The 15355-nt window shown below is 69.6% G+C and carries 18 protein-coding genes; 16 read left to right on the top strand and 2 right to left on the bottom strand.

All coding sequences use genetic code 11. The features are described 5' to 3' along the window. The first annotated feature begins 45 nt into the window (after positions 1-45). The 10 genes from flgB to fliP all read left to right on the top strand — a co-directional run bounded on the left by flgB (position 46) and on the right by fliP (position 6311). Entirely contained in the window at positions 46-435 is a 390-nt protein-coding gene (flgB, locus tag FHU13_RS20905; RefSeq protein ID WP_183437763.1) for a flagellar basal body rod protein FlgB, read from the top strand. Beyond that, positions 432-848 carry a flagellar basal body rod protein FlgC gene (flgC, locus tag FHU13_RS20900; RefSeq protein ID WP_183437762.1) on the top strand — a complete coding sequence of 139 codons (417 nt, stop codon included), beginning with the start codon at positions 432-434 and terminating at the stop codon, positions 846-848. Before flgB ends, flgC begins: the two co-directional genes overlap by 4 nt. Before the next feature lie 13 nt (positions 849-861). Then, on the top strand, positions 862-1215 hold the full coding sequence (locus FHU13_RS20895) for a flagellar hook-basal body complex protein FliE (RefSeq protein WP_183437761.1): 354 nt from the start codon (positions 862-864) through the stop codon (positions 1213-1215). 25 nt (positions 1216-1240) lie between these two features. After that, a complete protein-coding gene (gene flgG / locus FHU13_RS20890; protein ID WP_183437760.1) occupies positions 1241-2029 on the top strand; it encodes a flagellar basal-body rod protein FlgG in 789 nt (262 codons plus the stop codon). Positions 2030-2131: 102 nt separating this feature from the next. Further along, entirely contained in the window at positions 2132-2623 is a 492-nt protein-coding gene (flgA, locus tag FHU13_RS20885) for a flagellar basal body P-ring formation chaperone FlgA (RefSeq protein WP_183437759.1), read from the top strand. Continuing rightward, complete coding sequence (flgI, locus tag FHU13_RS20880; protein WP_183437758.1) at positions 2620-3747, top strand: flagellar basal body P-ring protein FlgI; 1128 nt, start codon at positions 2620-2622, stop codon at positions 3745-3747. The genes flgA and flgI overlap by 4 nt, the downstream gene beginning before the upstream one ends. Continuing rightward, on the top strand, positions 3747-4331 hold the full coding sequence (locus tag FHU13_RS20875; RefSeq protein ID WP_183437757.1) for a MotE family protein: 585 nt from the start codon (positions 3747-3749) through the stop codon (positions 4329-4331). Before flgI ends, FHU13_RS20875 begins: the two co-directional genes overlap by 1 nt. Next, entirely contained in the window at positions 4331-5041 is a 711-nt protein-coding gene (gene flgH, locus FHU13_RS20870) for a flagellar basal body L-ring protein FlgH (RefSeq protein ID WP_183437756.1), read from the top strand. Before FHU13_RS20875 ends, flgH begins: the two co-directional genes overlap by 1 nt. Before the next feature lie 11 nt (positions 5042-5052). Further along, positions 5053-5535: a flagellar basal body-associated FliL family protein gene (locus FHU13_RS20865; protein ID WP_183437755.1), complete on the top strand. Its 483-nt coding sequence runs from the start codon at positions 5053-5055 to the stop codon at positions 5533-5535. Between the two features lie 8 nt (positions 5536-5543). After that, positions 5544-6311, top strand: a complete 768-nt coding sequence (fliP, locus tag FHU13_RS20860) for a flagellar type III secretion system pore protein FliP (protein ID WP_183437754.1) — start codon at positions 5544-5546, stop codon at positions 6309-6311. Between the two features lie 234 nt (positions 6312-6545). Here the strand turns inward: fliP and FHU13_RS20855 are convergent, their stop codons facing one another. Both FHU13_RS20855 and FHU13_RS20850 read right to left on the bottom strand, forming a co-directional pair. Beyond that, the gene (locus FHU13_RS20855; RefSeq protein ID WP_183437753.1) at positions 6546-6776 is read right to left on the bottom strand and encodes a hypothetical protein; all 231 of its coding nucleotides are present in this window, start codon (positions 6774-6776) and stop codon (positions 6546-6548) included. A 219-nt stretch (positions 6777-6995) separates the two neighbouring features. Further along, positions 6996-7649: a hypothetical protein gene (locus FHU13_RS20850; protein WP_183437806.1), complete on the bottom strand. Its 654-nt coding sequence runs from the start codon at positions 7647-7649 to the stop codon at positions 6996-6998. Between the two features lie 117 nt (positions 7650-7766). On the opposite strand from FHU13_RS20850, the gene fliF reads away from it, so the two are divergent. From fliF to FHU13_RS20820, 6 genes are read left to right on the top strand one after another with little or no spacing between them, the layout of a single operon-like run. Next, a complete protein-coding gene (gene fliF, locus FHU13_RS20845) occupies positions 7767-9467 on the top strand; it encodes a flagellar basal-body MS-ring/collar protein FliF (RefSeq protein WP_183437752.1) in 1701 nt (566 codons plus the stop codon). Continuing rightward, positions 9464-10219, top strand: a complete 756-nt coding sequence (locus tag FHU13_RS20840; protein ID WP_246714775.1) for a hypothetical protein — start codon at positions 9464-9466, stop codon at positions 10217-10219. Before fliF ends, FHU13_RS20840 begins: the two co-directional genes overlap by 4 nt. Position 10220: 1 nt before the next feature. After that, the gene (locus tag FHU13_RS20835; protein WP_183437751.1) at positions 10221-11636 is read left to right on the top strand and encodes a MotB family protein; all 1416 of its coding nucleotides are present in this window, start codon (positions 10221-10223) and stop codon (positions 11634-11636) included. Between the two features lie 8 nt (positions 11637-11644). After that, positions 11645-12988 (top strand): chemotaxis protein, encoded by a 1344-nt coding sequence (locus tag FHU13_RS20830; RefSeq protein ID WP_409518517.1) that lies wholly within the window; start codon positions 11645-11647, stop codon positions 12986-12988. 39 nt (positions 12989-13027) lie between these two features. Next, on the top strand, positions 13028-14821 hold the full coding sequence (locus FHU13_RS20825; RefSeq protein WP_183437749.1) for a flagellar hook-length control protein FliK: 1794 nt from the start codon (positions 13028-13030) through the stop codon (positions 14819-14821). Beyond that, positions 14775-15350: a transglycosylase SLT domain-containing protein gene (locus FHU13_RS20820; RefSeq protein WP_183437748.1), complete on the top strand. Its 576-nt coding sequence runs from the start codon at positions 14775-14777 to the stop codon at positions 15348-15350. Before FHU13_RS20825 ends, FHU13_RS20820 begins: the two co-directional genes overlap by 47 nt. The last annotated feature ends 5 nt before the right edge of the window (positions 15351-15355 follow it).

Raw genomic sequence — 15355 nt, 5'->3', positions numbered from 1 at the left:
CGCGTTTCGCGATTCTCCACGGGCCCTTGGGATGGGGGCGTTGCCATGACAACCGGCGTCTACCTGTTCGACCTCGCCTCGCAGCACGCGCGCTATCTCGCGACGCGGCAGGCCACCATCGCCGGGAACGTCTCGAACGCGAACACGCCCGACTACAAGGCGCGGGACGTACTGCCCTTCGCTCAGGTCCTGGCCCGGACCGGGCTCGAAATGTCCTCCACCGCCAGCTCCCATCTGGAGGCGCAGGGGGCTCGCATCCCCGTGCGCGAAGCCAAGGCTTCCGAGACTTGGGAGGTGCTCCAATCGTCGAGCGCGGTCAGCCTGGAGCAGGAGATGCTCAAGGCCGGCGACGTCTCGCGCCAGCACAACCTCGACACGGCGGTGGTGAAGTCGTTCCATCGCATGCTGATGGCCGCGGTGAGGAGCGGGTCATGATTGATCCCCTTCTCTCCGCCTCGCGGCTCGCGAGCGCCGGTCTCGAAGCGCAGTCGCTGCGCATGCGGGTGGTCTCGGAGAACCTCGCCAACGCGCAGTCGACCGGCGCGACGCCGGGGGCCGACCCCTACGCCCGCAAGACCGTGACGTTCCAGGCCGCACTCGACCGGGCGGCGGGTGTCGCCTCGGTGCGCCTGCGCGAGATCGGCACCGACACCGCCCCGTTCCGCACCGAGCACGACCCGGCCAACCCGGCGGCGGACGAGAACGGCAACGTCAAGCTGCCCAACGTGAACATGCTCGTCGAGATGGCCGACATGCGCGAGGCCAACCGCTCCTACGAGGCGAACCTCCAGGTCATCAAACAGGCCCGGGCCATGGTCGCCAGCGTCATCGATCTCCTGAAGTCCTGAAGAGCCGCCCGCGATGATCGAAGCCCTCAACTCGCTCGCTGCCTTCGACAAGGTCGCTGGCACCTCCTTCGCCGGAACCGCGCCGACCCAGAAGGCCGTGTTCAGCCCGGCCGCCATCTCCGGCATCGCCGGGACCGCTCCCGCGGCGCCTACGGATTTCGGTGACGTGATGGCCCAGGTTGCGTCCAGCGCCCGCGACGCGCTGCGCACCGGCGAGGCCACGGCGATCTCCGGCATCCAAGGCAAGGCGACCGCTCAGCAGGTGGTCGAGGCAGTGATGTCCGCCGAGCAGAGCCTCCAGACCGTGGTGGCGATCCGCGACAAGGTCGTCGCCGCCTACCTCGAACTCAGCCGCATGCCGATCTGATCGGCCCGCTTAAGGATCCCTCGCCATGCGCGCGCTCGCCATCGCTGCCACGGGCATGTCCGCCCAGCAGCTCAATCTCGAAGTCATCGCCAACAACATCGCCAACCTGAACACCACAGGGTTCAAGGGCGCGCGGGCCGAATTCACCGACCTGCTCTATCAAGCCGAGCGGCAGCAGGGCGTGCCGAACCAAGCGGGCCAGGAGGCGGTGCCGGAGGGCGCGATGCTGGGCCTGGGCGTGCGTGCCGCCGCAATCCGGAACCTGCACCGGCAGGGGTCGCTCGCCAATACCGGCAACCAGCTCGATCTGGCGGTGAACGGGCGCGGCTACTTCCAGATCACCAGCCCCGCGGGCGAGATCAACTACACCCGCGCCGGCTCGTTCAACAAGAACAACGCCGGCCAGCTCGTCACTATGGAAGGTTACGCCGTCGATCCGGCGATCCTGATCCCAGCCAACACCACCCAGGTGACGATCAACGAGTCGGGTCAGGTCTTCGCCAAGATCGACGGGCAGGTGGCGCTACAGAATATCGGACAGCTGACGCTGGCCAACTTCGCCAACGATTCCGGCCTGGAGCCGCTCGGCAACGGCCTCTACCGCGAGACTCCGGCCTCCGGTGCGCCGGTCGTCGGCAATCCCGGCGACGTCAGCTACGGCCGGCTGCAGCAGGGCTACCTGGAAGGTTCGAACGTCGATCCGGTGAAAGAGATCACCAGCCTGATCACGGCCCAGCGCGCCTTCGAGATGAACTCGAAGGTGATCCAGGCCGCCGACGAGATGGCAGGTACGGTCTCCAAGGGCATCCGCTAAGGCATCATCCCGAACGGTGGCGTCCGGCTTTCGGAAAAGATGATGCGAAACAGAATGTTAGAGCCCGGCGCGTCTTCCCCTCCTCCTTCGGCGCGATGTCCCATGCCCCGCAAGACCCTCGTCCGCGGCCTCATGCTCGCCGTCCTCGCTGCCGGCTCAGTCCATACCGCACCGGCGCGCGCCGCCGAGGGCATGGCGAATGCCGAACTCATGCTGCCGGTGCCCACCGTCACGATCTATCCCGGCGACACGATCAAGGAATCGATGCTGCGGATGCAGGCCTATCCGGCAACTTACCGGGCACGCACGGCCGTCATTGATGCCTCCGCCGCGATCGCCGGCCGCACCGCGCGGCGGATGCTGCTGCCCGGCGAGCCGGTGCCGGTCAACGCCGTGGACGATCCCCGCCTCGTGAGCCGTGGGGCGCCGACGCAAATGATCTTCGAGGAGAACGGCCTCGTCATCACCGCTGTGGGCGCCCCTCTCCAGAACGGAGGGCTCGGCGAGACAATCCGCGTGCGCAACACCGACACCAACCGCGTCATCCTCGGCACGGTGATGGCCGACGGCCGCATCCGGATCGGCGCGCAATGACCCGCCGCCTGCTCCTCGCCGTCCTGCTGGGCCTGCTCACCGGCCTCGGCTTCGCCGTCATGACCGGGCCGGTCTTCGCCGGCGGTACCCGCATCAAGGACATCGCGACGCTCAAGGGCGTGCGCGACAACCAGATCTTCGGCTACGGCCTCGTCACCGGTCTCCAGGGCACGGGCGACACCCTGCGCAACGCGCAGTTCACCGAGCAATCGCTGCAATCGCTGCTCGATCGGCTCGGCATCAACGTGCGCGACGCGCGCTTGCGCACTCGCAACATCGCCGCCGTGATGGTGACCGCCGACCTGCCGCCCTATACCGGCACCGGCTCGCGCATCGACGTCACCGTCACGTCCATGGGCGACGCGACGTCGCTGCGCGGCGGTACGCTGCTGATGACACCGCTCACCGGCGGAGACGGCCTCGTCTATGCCGCGGCGCAGGGGCCGCTCGCGGTCTCCGGCTTCTCGGTACAGGGGCAGGCCGACCAGTTGACGCAAGGGGTGCCGACGGCGGGCCGCATCCCCAACGGCGCGCTGATCGAGCGCGAGGTGCCCGGCACCTTCCGCGACCTGCCCGAACTGGTGTTCGAGCTGAAGAACCCCGACTTCAAGACCGCGATCCAGATCTCGGACGCGATCAATGCGTGGTCGATGGGTGCCTTCGGCCGGCGCATCGCCAGCGCCCGCGACCAGCGCAGCGTGGTGGTGATGCGCGGGCGCGAGAGGGCCCAGACCCGGCTTGTCGCACAGATCGGCGACCTGACGATCCAGCCCGACACGCCGGCCCGCGTCGTCGTTGACCAGCGCACCGGCACCGTCGTGATCGGGCGCAACGTGACGATCTCCACCGTCGCAGTCACGCACGGCAACCTCACGGTCCGCGTCACCGAGGCGCCGGAGGTGTCGCAGCCCGAAGGTTTCTCCAACGGCCAGACCGTCGTGGTGCCGCGGACCGAGGTATCGGCGCGGGAGGAGCGCGGCAAGCTGGCCATCCTCGGCGGCTCCGACCTCCAGACGCTGGTGCGTGGGCTCAATCAAGTCGGGCTGAAGCCCACCGACATCATCGCGATCCTGCAGGCGGTGAAGACCGCTGGCGCCCTTCAGGCGGAGCTCGTGGTGCAGTGATGAAGTCGACGCTGCACATCGCATTGTGCTGGCTCGCGCTAGGCGGAGCCGCTCTCGCCGCCGGCGGCGAGCATGCCGACCCTGCCAAGGAAGCGGCGATGCGCGCGCTCGCCGCCCGCGACGCTCCGAAAGACGTATCCGCCCAGGACTTCGTCGCGAAGGAGCCGGCCAAGACCGGCTACTGCGCCAACATCGCCGATGCCGCCGCCGATGCCCGCTTCGCGTGGCAGAAGGAGCAACTCGCGGCGATGGAGCGGCAGGTCGAGGAGCGTATCAAGCTCCTCGAAGAGAAGCGGGCCGAATACGAGGCGTGGCTCAAGCGCCGCAACGAGTTCCTCGCCAAGGCCGACGAGAGCGTGGTTGCGGTCTACGCCAAGATGCGGCCGGACGCGGCGGCGCTGCAGCTCGCCAACATGCCCGACGAGGCCGCCGCCGCCCTGCTGACCAAGCTCAACGCCCGCACGGCGAGTGCCATCCTCACGGAAATGGAGGCGGCCCGCGCCGCCGGCCTTGCCCGCGCCATGACGGAATCCGGCCGCAAGGACGCGAACGCGCCCGCGGTGAAGAAGAACCAGAGGTCGTGATGCGCCTTTCCCCCCACGCGGTCGCGGCCGCGCTGGCCCTCTCGCTCGGTGCCTGCCAGAGCGACCTCGACCGCCTCGGCCGTCCCCCTGTGCTGACGCCGATCGGTACCGGGCTCAACGCACCGCGCGAGCCCCTGCCGACCACCTTCGGCGCCCTGGCCGGGCGCCACAGCTACCACTCGACGTGGAGCCCGGCGAGCGCCGCGCTCTATCAGGATCCGCGCGCCCGTGACGTCGGCGACGTCATCACGGTCAGCATCGCCATCAACGACAAGGCGCAATTCGACAACGCCACCGAACGTGAGCGCAGCCAGAAGAGCTTCCTCGGATTCGATTTCGGCTACGGCGTCTCGGGTCTCAAGGATTCCGCCACCGCCGATACCGGGATCCGCTCCGGGACCGAGACCAAGGGTCAGGGCTCGATCGACCGCAAGGAGTCGCTCAGCCTCTCGGTCGCGGCGGTCGTCACCGAGGTGCTGCCCAACGGCAACGTCGTGATCTCGGGCTCGCAGGAAGTGCGGGTCAACAACGAGGTCCGCGTGCTCAACGTCGCCGGCATCGTCCGGCCGCGCGACATTTCGCGCAAGAACACCATCGACTACGACAAGATCGCCGAGGCCCGCATCTCCTACGGCGGGCGCGGGCGCCTCACCGACGTGCAGAACCCGACACTGGGCCAGCAGGTCTTCGAGACCGTGGCACCGTTCTGACGGGGGCGAGCATGGCGGACGCGAAGGACAGCAAGAAGGGCGGCAAGGGCTGGATCGGGGCGCTCGCGCTCGTCACCCTTGTCGCCGTCGGGACCGGGGGCGGGCTCGGCGTCTACCTGCTCGGCAGCGTCGAGAAGTCGGTCGACCTCAAGAAGCGTGAGGAGGCCGACAAGGCCGTGAAGGTGCTGAACTACACCGGAGATCTGAGCTTGCGCAGCGTCGGCTCCGTGGTGGCCAACCTCGCCGAGCCGAACGATTCCTGGGTGCGCATCGAATCCTCGGTCGTGTTCAAGACCGGGGGCCTGCCGAACCCCGATGTGACGCTCGCCGAGATCCGTGCCGATGCGCTGGCCTATCTGCGCACACTCTCGATGGCGCAGATCGAGGGCGCCAACGGCCTGCAGCACCTGCGCGAGGACCTCAACGAGCGCGTCGCGATTCGCACCAAGGGAGCGGTGCGCGAGCTCATCGTCGAATCGCTGGTGGTGCAATGAGCGGGCGGATGGTTCGGCGCCTGACGCTGGCTGCGGCTTTCCTGGGTCTGTCCGCCACCGCCGCTCTGGCGCAGGGCGCGTCGCCCGGCGGCGTCACCGGCGTGCCCGGCCTCGATGCGCTGCTGCCCCCCGGCAACGGGGCGGCGTCGGGGCGCATCATCCAGCTTGTCGCGCTCCTCACCGTGCTGTCGCTGGCGCCGGGCCTGCTGGTGATGGTGACGAGCTTCACGCGCTTTGCCGTCGCCTTCTCCTTCCTCCGCTCGGGGCTCGGCCTACAGAGCACGCCGGCCAACCTGTTCCTCGTCTCGCTTGCGCTGTTCATGACCTTCTACGTCATGGCGCCGACCTTCGATCGCGCCTGGAACGAGGGCGTCAAGCCGCTGCAGGAGAACCGCATCAGCGAGGAGGAGGCGTTCGGCAAGATCGTCGAACCGTTCCGCGAGTTCATGTCCCAGCATGTGCGCCCGAAGGACCTTCAGACCTTCACGGACCTGGCGAGCCGCAACTTCCCGAAGGCGGAAGCCGGTGAAAAGGTCGACCTGCGCATCCTGATTCCGGCCTTCATGATCTCCGAGCTGCGCCGGGGTTTCGAGATCGGCTTCCTGATCGTGCTGCCCTTCCTTGTCATCGACATCATCGTCTCCACCATCGTGATGTCGATGGGCATGATGATGCTGCCGCCGACGGTGATCTCGCTGCCGTTCAAGGTGCTGTTCTTCATCCTGATCGACGGCTGGAACCTGCTGGTCAGCGGCTTGGTGCGATCGTTCTTCTGAAGCGCTGGGCAACTCTTCGATTACTCGACAGGCCGCTGGGCCGTGTGACGAAACCGCTGCACGATGATTTCCTCGCCGAGGTGATAATCGATCAGGTAAGGGTAGGACGTCAGGAAAACGCGGCGCGCCCCGCGCACCGAGGTCCTGGTACCGAGATGCGGACGTAGCCGACCGCCGCGTCGATCTGCGAATGCGCCCGTCGCTGAAAGCGAAGCGGCAGACGCGGTGGGTTGCTCACGGGACCCGGTACTTGGAGAACACGGCGCTCACCTCTTCCTGGGTCGCGAAATCGCTCCGTTCCATCTCGGCTCGGGCCTCGAGCAAGTCAGCCTCCTCGGTTGGCGTCAGCGTGAGAACCTCATCGTCTCCGCCGACATAGGCGAAGACGAGGCGCGCGATCTCGTCCTGGAGATCGGCGGAAAGGGCCTGCGCGCTCTCCATGGCCCGTTCAAGAAGCTTCGTCATGGGTGCCTCTCGCGGGATCGGCGAACCGATCCCATCCTGAACGGGCAGAACGAACCGCGTCTTTCAAGTGAATCCCGCGCCGGTCGGCGGACCGGTGCGGTCGTTTTTCCGGAGTGCGGGTCTGGGCGGTGAGCGGGCCGGATAAGACGCAGCAACCGGAAGAGTGCAGCGCCGGCCATCAGGGCGGCCGGCATGGTGATGGGTCGGCGACTCGGCCGGTCACCCGGCAAAGGACCAGAGATCGCGTCCGATGACCCGGATCAGCTGCGCGTGCAGCGCCCTCAGGCGCGCCAGCGCCGCGGCGGCCTGAGCGGCGGCCGCACCCGCATCGGCGCGGACCACGACGTCCGGCCCCTCATCCGGATCGCCCTCGGCGATGAACAGCGTCCCGTCGCGGATGAGGATGCGGATGAACCAGCCCTGGTCGATCTCGTCCCAGATCACGCCGTCGGCCCTGGTGCCGGCGAGCGCCGTCAGGATCGCGGTGGTCTGCGGCACATCGTCGGTCCAGGGGAAGGCGACGACCGGCCGGTCGGCTTCCATTAGCAGCGGCGTCACCGAGAAGTACGGGAACGGACTGGCCAGGGCCGCGGGCTTGTCGTGCTGTCGCGCTGCGGCGACCAGCCTCTCGTAATAGGCGATCAGAGCCGCTTCTCGGCCCGGCAGATCGATCGCCGCCGCGAGACGGGGCACCCGGAACGGCAGGTCCGGCGGGTCGAGGGGCACCCGCAGCCTCTCCCATTCGTCCGGACCGATGTCGTCGTCGGGACCGACATAGAGGCTGTCGGCGATGCGGAAGGCGGCATCGCACAGGAACGGGCCGAGCGGCCGGGCCCGGGCCATCCAGGCTTCGTCCGATCCATCATCGATCATCAACGGCTCACCACTGTGTCCCACACAAAGGCGCATTGCGTCGCAATCCCCGCGCAAGGCTGACCCCTCAGACAGGCTGGCGACGCGTGTCAGGTCGCCAACGGGGTCGGTCCGGGGATGTTCGGTCGCGAGCAAGCCGAGAGATTGTGGAGCAACATCGTCGATCTCGGCGCGAGGCGGCTGATCGCCCTCGGGCTGGTCGGCCTTCTGGTGTTTCTGGGCGTCGGCATCGGCGCCTACTATCTCAGTCGCCCGGCGCAGGAGACGCTCTACACGGGGCTGTCGCGCGAGGACGTGTCACGCATCGGCGGCGTGCTCAAGGACAACGGTATTCCCTTCGACGTGTCGTCCGACGGCACGGCGGTGCTCGTCTCGTTCGGCCACACCGCGCAGGCGCGAATGCTGCTCGCCGAGAAGGGCCTGCCGCAGAGCTCCAAGTCCGGCTACGAATTGTTCAACGATCTGGGTTCGCTGGGCATGACCTCCTTCATGCAGGAGGTGACCCGCGTGCGTGCGCTGGAGGGTGAGATCGCCCGCACGATCCAGGGCATGAAGGGCGTGCGCGCCGCCCGCGTCCACTTGGTGCTTCCCGACCGCGGCTCGTTCCGCCGCGACCAGCAGCCGGCCTCCGCCTCGGTGGTGGTGCGCACCGAGCCTGCCGATGACGTGTCCGGAGCCCAGGCGATCCGCCAGCTCGTCGCCTCGGCGATTCCGGGCATGAAGCCGGACCGCGTCACCGTGATCGGCTCGGAGGGCACGGTGCTGCTCGCGGGCGACGACGCCGGCACGGCGCCGACCGGCAAGATGGCGACGCTGGAGAAGTCGGTGAGCCGCGAGATGCAGGACAACATCCGCCGCACGCTCGCGCCCTATCTCGGCGTCGGAAATTTCGAGGTCAGCGTCGCGACCCAACTCAACACCGACAAGACGAGCACCAACGAGACGATCTTCAACCCCGACCAGCGTGTCGAACGCTCGGTGCGCTCCGTGCGCGAGAACGAGAACTCTCAGAACCGCAACAGCCAGCGCCCGACCAGCGCCCAGGAGAACCTGCCCGACCAGCGCACCCGCTCGGACGGCAACGACCAATCGAGCAACGAGAGTTCGAAGAAGGAAGACCTCACCAACTACGAGATCTCACAGAAGACGATCCAGACGGTGAGCGACGGCTACGCCATCCGCCGCCTCTCGGTCGCGGTGCTGGTCAACCGCTCGCGGCTGACCGCGCTCGCGGGTCCCGAGGACAAGGCCGGCCTCGACAAGCAGATCGCCGAGATCGAGGAGTTGGTGGGCTCGGCCGCCGGCTTCAGTAAGGAGCGCGGCGACACGATCAAGGTCGCGGCGGTGGGCTTCGTCAACGACGGCCAGCCGCTGGAGCCGGTGCCGCCGCTCTCGGTCACCGACGTGATGATGAAGCAGTCCGGCACGCTCATCAACGCGGCGACGATCCTCGTCGTGGCGGGCCTCCTGATCTGGTTCGGACTGCGCCCGGCCCTGCGCGCGATCCTGGCGACGCCGGAGAATGCCCAGAGCGAGGTCGCGGCGCTCGCCGGCCCCGAGGGCGCACTCGCCCTTGCCGGAGGAATCGCCGCCGACGGTACGGCGGCGCTCGCCGCACCGGGCACCGCGCTTCCCGGCGCCACCGGCGCGAGCGAGACGGCCAAGCTCCCAGCGCCCGGCGTCGCCGGTCTGCTGGAAGAGCTGGAGGATAAGATGGCCCGCTCGCCGCAGAAGCGGCTGGAGCAGCTCATCGACATCGACGAGGAGCAGGTCGCGGCCGTCCTCAAGCGCTGGCTCATGCGTGAGGAGCCGGCATGATGGACGCGGTGATCGCCCGCTACCTTCCGGATTTCTCCGCACCTCCGCCCCCCGCGGCGGCCGCCGTCGAGCCGGATTTCTCGGGTACGTGGTTCCGCACACCTGCTCTCGCACCGGATCCGGTCCGGCCCCCCGCCACAGGGGTCCCGGCCTCGCTCGAGTCCGAGTCTGAGCCCGAAATCGAACCGATCCTGCCCCGTGCCGCCGCAGTGGCGCGGCCGGTGGAGGATCGCGAGGCGCTGATCGCCGCCGCCGAGGCGCGAGGACGCGACCAAGGCCGCGCTGAGGCGCTGGCCGAAGCTGCGGCCCAAGCCATGCTCGAGCGCGAGGCACAGCAGGCCCTGTTCGAGGAGGGATTGGCGCAGGCTCGCCGTGTCTGGACCGAAGCGCAGGGCGAAACCCTCGCTGTCGGGTTCACTGCGGCGATGCAGGCGCTCGACACCGCGCTGTCGGATCGCGTCGCGCGGCTGATCGCGCCTGTTCTGGGCCAGGCGCTGCAGCGGCGGGCCCTGGACGAACTCGGCGCTACCCTCAAGCGCATCCTGGCCGAGCCGCAGCAGCCGGCCGTGCGGGTGCGCGGGCCCGAAGACCTGATCACCTCCCTGTCCGCCCGGCTCGGCGGGCTCGCGGCCGGCATCGCCTTCGAGGCGAATGACGGGCCGGAGGTAAGCGTGAGCGCGGGTGACACCGTGATCGAGACCGAACTTGCGGCCTGGAGCCGCCTGATCGCCGCGGCGGCCACGGAGGCGTGAGATGTCTGAGCACGCCCAAGAGATCATCATCATCAAGCGCCACGGCGACCACGAAGACGGCCATCACGGCGGCGCCTGGAAGATCGCGCTCGCCGACTTCATGACGGCGATGATGGCGCTGTTCCTGGTGATGTGGCTGATCAACTCCACCAGCAAGGAGCAGAAGCAGACCATCGCCGAGTACTTCAACCCGGTGAAGCTCGCCGAGGTCACCCACGACCGAAAGGGCGTGAACGACCCGCAGGATGCGCCCAACGACCCGGCCCCATCCGGCAAGGGCAAGGGTGACGGCGGCAGCGCCGACGGCAAGGGCGACGCGGCGGGCGCGCCGGGCAGCCGCGCCCGCGAATCCGCCCTGTTCCAGGACCCCTACGCCATCCTCGCCAAGCTCGCCGCGGAGACCGAGGCCGTCGGGCCGGAGGCCGCGAGTGCCGATGCGAGCGCGCTCGAAGCCGGCCAGCCGGGCGTCACAGGCGGTGAGACCGGGCGCGACCCGTTCGACCCGCTTTACTGGCAGGTGGCCGCCTTGCCGCGCCAGCGCACCGACAATCCCGGCGCCCTCGACACCGCCGCCGCCGCCCCGGCCGAGGCGCGCCTCGACGCGCGCGCCCAGACCGGCACGGCCGTCAAGGGGAAGGAACCGCAAAAGGACAATCCGCCGAAGGACACTTCGAAGGAGATCGCCCGTCAGAGCCTGCGCGACGCCATGCGGCAGGCCGGCGTGAAGCTCGCCTCCGCCGAGCCGATGCCGCTCGAGGCAGCCCTCAAACCAGCCGACACGGCGAAGCCCGTTGCGGAAGCAGTGGCGGAAGCGGCCATGCCCGAGACCAAAGCCGTGCAGATGGAGACGAAGCCGGCCCAGCTCGAGCCGACGCGCGTCGCCAAAGCGGAGGCGCCTCCGGTGAAGGAGCCGCCGACAGGGGCCGACCAAGCCGCGAAGGCGGCCGAGACCGCGGCCCTTTCCGCGCTGAAAGCCGAGATCGCCCGGGCCCTGCCGACGCTGCCGAACAGCGCGCCCGCGCCGCAGGTCGAGGTGCGCCGCACCGGCGAGGGCGTTCTCATCAGCATCACCGACGAGATCAATTTCAGCATGTTCGGGATCGGCTCGGCCGAGCCGACGCCGAAGGTGGTGAGGGCGCTGGAGCGCATCGCCAAGATCCTCAACAGCCGCCCCGGCCGCATCGTCGTGCGCGGCCATACCGACGGCCGTCCGTTCCGCTCCGAGACCTACGACAACTGGCGCCTGTCCTCGGCCCGGGCGCAGATGGCCTCCTACATGCTCGTGCGCGGCGGTCTCGACGAGGCGCGCATCGAGCGCATCGAGGGTCATGCCGACCGCCAGCCGCGCATCGCCGCCGACCCCAAAGCCGCCGAGAACCGCCGCATCGAGATCCTCCTGCGGGGCTTGCCGGAATGATGTTTTGGATGACTCCGAGGCACCTTCTCGCCCGGTTCAGCCGCGCCGCCGCCGCGAGCCGGCTCGCATCCGGACTTCGCTCCGTCGCAGCCGCCGCGCTCGCGGTGTCCCTCGCCGCCGTCCCGGCCCCGGCGGCAGAGCACGGTGACGCCCACGCGCCGCCTGCGGACAGCCATGCCGCAGACGAGCACGGCGGCCATGACGGGCACGGCGCCCCGGCGAAAGCGATCGAACCGTTGCCGGTGAAGGCGCATGGCCTGCCGGTCGAACTGACACGCACGCTCCAGCTCCTGCAGGACCGCATCGCCCGCGGCTCGACCCAGGCACATCTCGCGCAGCGCCAGCTCCTCGGCCATATCGAGCAGCGGCTGATCGCGCTCAACCCCGAGATCTGGACGGAGCCGGAGAACGTGCGCGCCGCCGTCACCTTCGCGCTCGCGGGCGGCGGGCCGGCGGCTCTGCGGGTGCTGCTCAAGTCCGATAAGGCGCCGGAGGCGGAGCAGCCCTTGGCGCTCGGTGCGCTCGCCTATCTGGAAGGTCGCGAGCGGGAGGCGCGGGCCAAGCTCGCCGGCATCGACCCGCGCACGATGCCGGCCGGACTCGCCGGTCAACTCGCGCTGACGCAATCGGCTCTGATGGTGCGCGAGGCGCCCGCGAAGTCGCTCGAACTCCTGGACCTCGCGCGGCTCCTCGCACCTGGCACCCTGGTCGAGGAGGGGGCGCTGCGTCGCCAGATCTTCGTCGTCGCACAGGGCGGAGATGCCCGGCGCTTCGAGGCGCTGGCGATCCAGTACCTGCGCCGCTTCCGCCGCTCGGTCTATGCCGGCAACTTCCGCCAGCGCTTTGCCGGGGCGCTCACCCGCCTGGACTTCGACAGCGACCGCACCCGCATCGCCAGCCTGGAGCGGATGCTCGACGAGATCGAGCCGGAAAGCCGCCGTGACCTTTACCTGCTCGTGGCGCGGGCCGGGCTAGAGCAAGGCCGCCGGGAAACCGCCTTGTTCGCGTCCGAGCGGGCAATGGGGCTCGCCGCTCCGGATTCGCGGCCGGCGGCGCAGGCACGGCTCTACCGCGGCGCTGCGCTGATCGTGGCGGACGGGCGCTTCGAGGAGGGCTACGAGGCCCTGCGCAGTCTCGACCGCACCGATTTCGTAGCCGCCGACGCGGAACTGCTCGATGCCGCCCTCTCGACCGCCCAGCAGATCCGCACGCCTTCCCCGGTCGCCGAAGCCGCCCCCGCGCCGCCGACCTCGGCAAACCGTCCGATCCCGGAATCCGGCTCGCTCCTGCGGGCGCAGGAGGCCCTGGCCCGGGCCGAACGCGCCATGGGTGCCGCCACCGGCACGCCCTGAGACATTCCCGCCCTCCAACCACCGGACGATCGACCCGTGATGCGGTCTCTCGACACCCTTTCCCCGCTGCGGCCGAAGCCCGAGTCCGGACCTGCTTCCGCGGGCGAGGATCCGCGCGCGGGCGGCGCCCCCGACTTCGAGGCGATGCTCGGCGCGCTTGAGAGTGGGACCGAGAGTGGATCGGCTCCGACCGGAGAGTCTCCGCCCAGGAAGACCGAGACCGGCGCGGATACACGACCTGCCGATCCCGCCGGCCCGCTCCTCATGGCCGGCACCGATGCCTCCGGCTCGGCACTGCAGGCGCTGATGGCCCTCGCAGGCGCGGCCGCCCCCACCGCACCCGCGGCCGGTCCGGATGCCGCCCTCGATGCAATGGTGCAGCGGGCCGTTGCGCGGGCCGGAGCCGGCGCGAGCTCCGTCCCAGCGGAACCGACAGTGCAGATTTCGATGGTCGGTCTAGAGACGCATTTCGCGCCCGTTCGGCCTCGTGGGGCAACCCCCTCGATGGAGGCGGGCAGCACGGGACCGGGCGCATCGATCGCCCTGCCAGCCTTCCCGGCGCCCGAGAGCATTGGCGGCACGCCGGCCGCAGCCCGAAGCCTCGCGCGCGCGCCCTCGCGTGCTGCGATCGCTCTTGAGGCCGGTGCAACCTCGCAGGAGCCGACGGACGCAACGAGCGGGCTCCTGCGGCCAAGCCCTGATCCGCTTCCAGCCACGCTGCCTCCGGGCGATACACACCATGCAGGCGGCGAGTCGGACCGGCCGGCTCTGGTGCAGCGCGAGTTCGCTGCGGCCTCGCGCGACCCAGTGAACGGGCCGTCTACAACCGTCGTCACACCGCGCCCGGCCTCCCCCGACCCGGCCGCGACCGCTCAGCCGCCGGCACTTGCCGCGGCAACGCAAGCCGCTGTGCCCGGAGCCCTTCGCAGCCCCACGGAGCGCGATCGCGCCGCCCTCAGCAACGATCCTGCCGAACCGGCCGGTGCGGCGGAGACGGCTCCGCTCCTGCCCGATCAAGGCGCACACGCAGACCTCACCGAACCGGCTGCTGTCACCCGATCGGGCACCGCGGGACAGGCTCAGCACGGCCCGGAACCGGCGCGGGAACGTCCGACTGGGGTCGCTCCGTCCGAAGCGGCCTCGGCGCGAGACACCGCCTTGACGCCGCGTGTGGAGGCCAGCGCCGAGCGCGGCGTGAGCGCGGGAACCGACACCGCCACGACCGAAGCCCCGCGACTGGAGCAATCGCTGGCCGAGCCCGTCCCGCAGACGGCGGCGAGTGCAGCGGCAAGTGCGGCGGCTCCGGCGCCAGCCTCTCCGCTGCGCCAGATCGTCGATGCGGTCAGCGCCCAGCTGCCCGCCGCGCCCGCGGCGCAGGCCCGCCCGCTTCCGGGCTCCGCCGAGGCCGGACCGCTGAAGATCCTGACGCTCCAGCTCCATCCGGCCGATCTAGGTTCGGTGCTGGTGCGGATGCGTCTGCAGGACGGGCGGCTGGAGATGAGCCTGCGCACCAGCCGCGAGGAAACCGCCGAGCGCCTGCGCAAGGAGGGCGACCTGCTCTCCGGCCTTCTGCGGGAGGCCGGCTACGAGCCCGATACCGTGACGATCCAGTCCGGCGGCGCCGGCCTGGGCGAATCCGGATCGCGCGGCCAGGGCTTCGCATCCTTCGCCGGATCGCAGGGCGGGCAGCATGACAGACAACCGGGCGCGGCGACGCCCGATCAGTCGGGCCGGCGCCCATCCCCCCGCGCGGACGAGGCCGCCACGCCCACCGAGGAGCAGAACCATGAGACGGATTCTCGCGGGCGCGATCACGGCAGCCTGTATCTCTAGCGCTGCCGGTACAGCCGCGGCGGCCGCACCGGGAGACACTTCCCGTGTGTGCGAGCGCCAGATGGCGCAGGCTGCCGCCAAGCACGGCGTGCCGCTCGGCATGCTCTACGCCGTCGGGCTGACGGAGAGCGGCAATCGCGGCTCGCTCCAGCCCTACGCCATGAACATCCAGGGCAAGGCCTATTTCGGCACCAGCGCCGCCGACGTGGTGCAGCGCCTGACCCAGGCGCAGCAGGAGGGCGTGCGTCTGGTCGATCTCGGCTGCATGCAGATCAACCACCATTATCACCGGGCGAAGTTCGCCTCGCTGGAGGCGATGATCGACCCGGCTCAGAACGTCGAGTACGCGACCCGTTTCCTGAAGGAATTGAAGGAGCGTGAGGGAAGCTGGACGCTGGCGGTCGCCCGCTACCATGCAGGGCCCAACAACAATCCGGCGCAGAAGGTCTATGTCTGCCGGGTCATCACCAACATGGTCGCCTCCGGCTTCGGCAACTGGACGCCGGGAGCAAAGACGTTCTGTCAGTAGCTCGC

The sequence above is a fragment of the Methylobacterium sp. R2-1 genome (assembly GCF_014191355.1).
Classification (GTDB): domain Bacteria; phylum Pseudomonadota; class Alphaproteobacteria; order Rhizobiales; family Beijerinckiaceae; genus Methylobacterium.
Note: the sequence above shows the minus strand (reverse complement) of the source record. Positions and strands in the feature narration are given on the sequence as shown.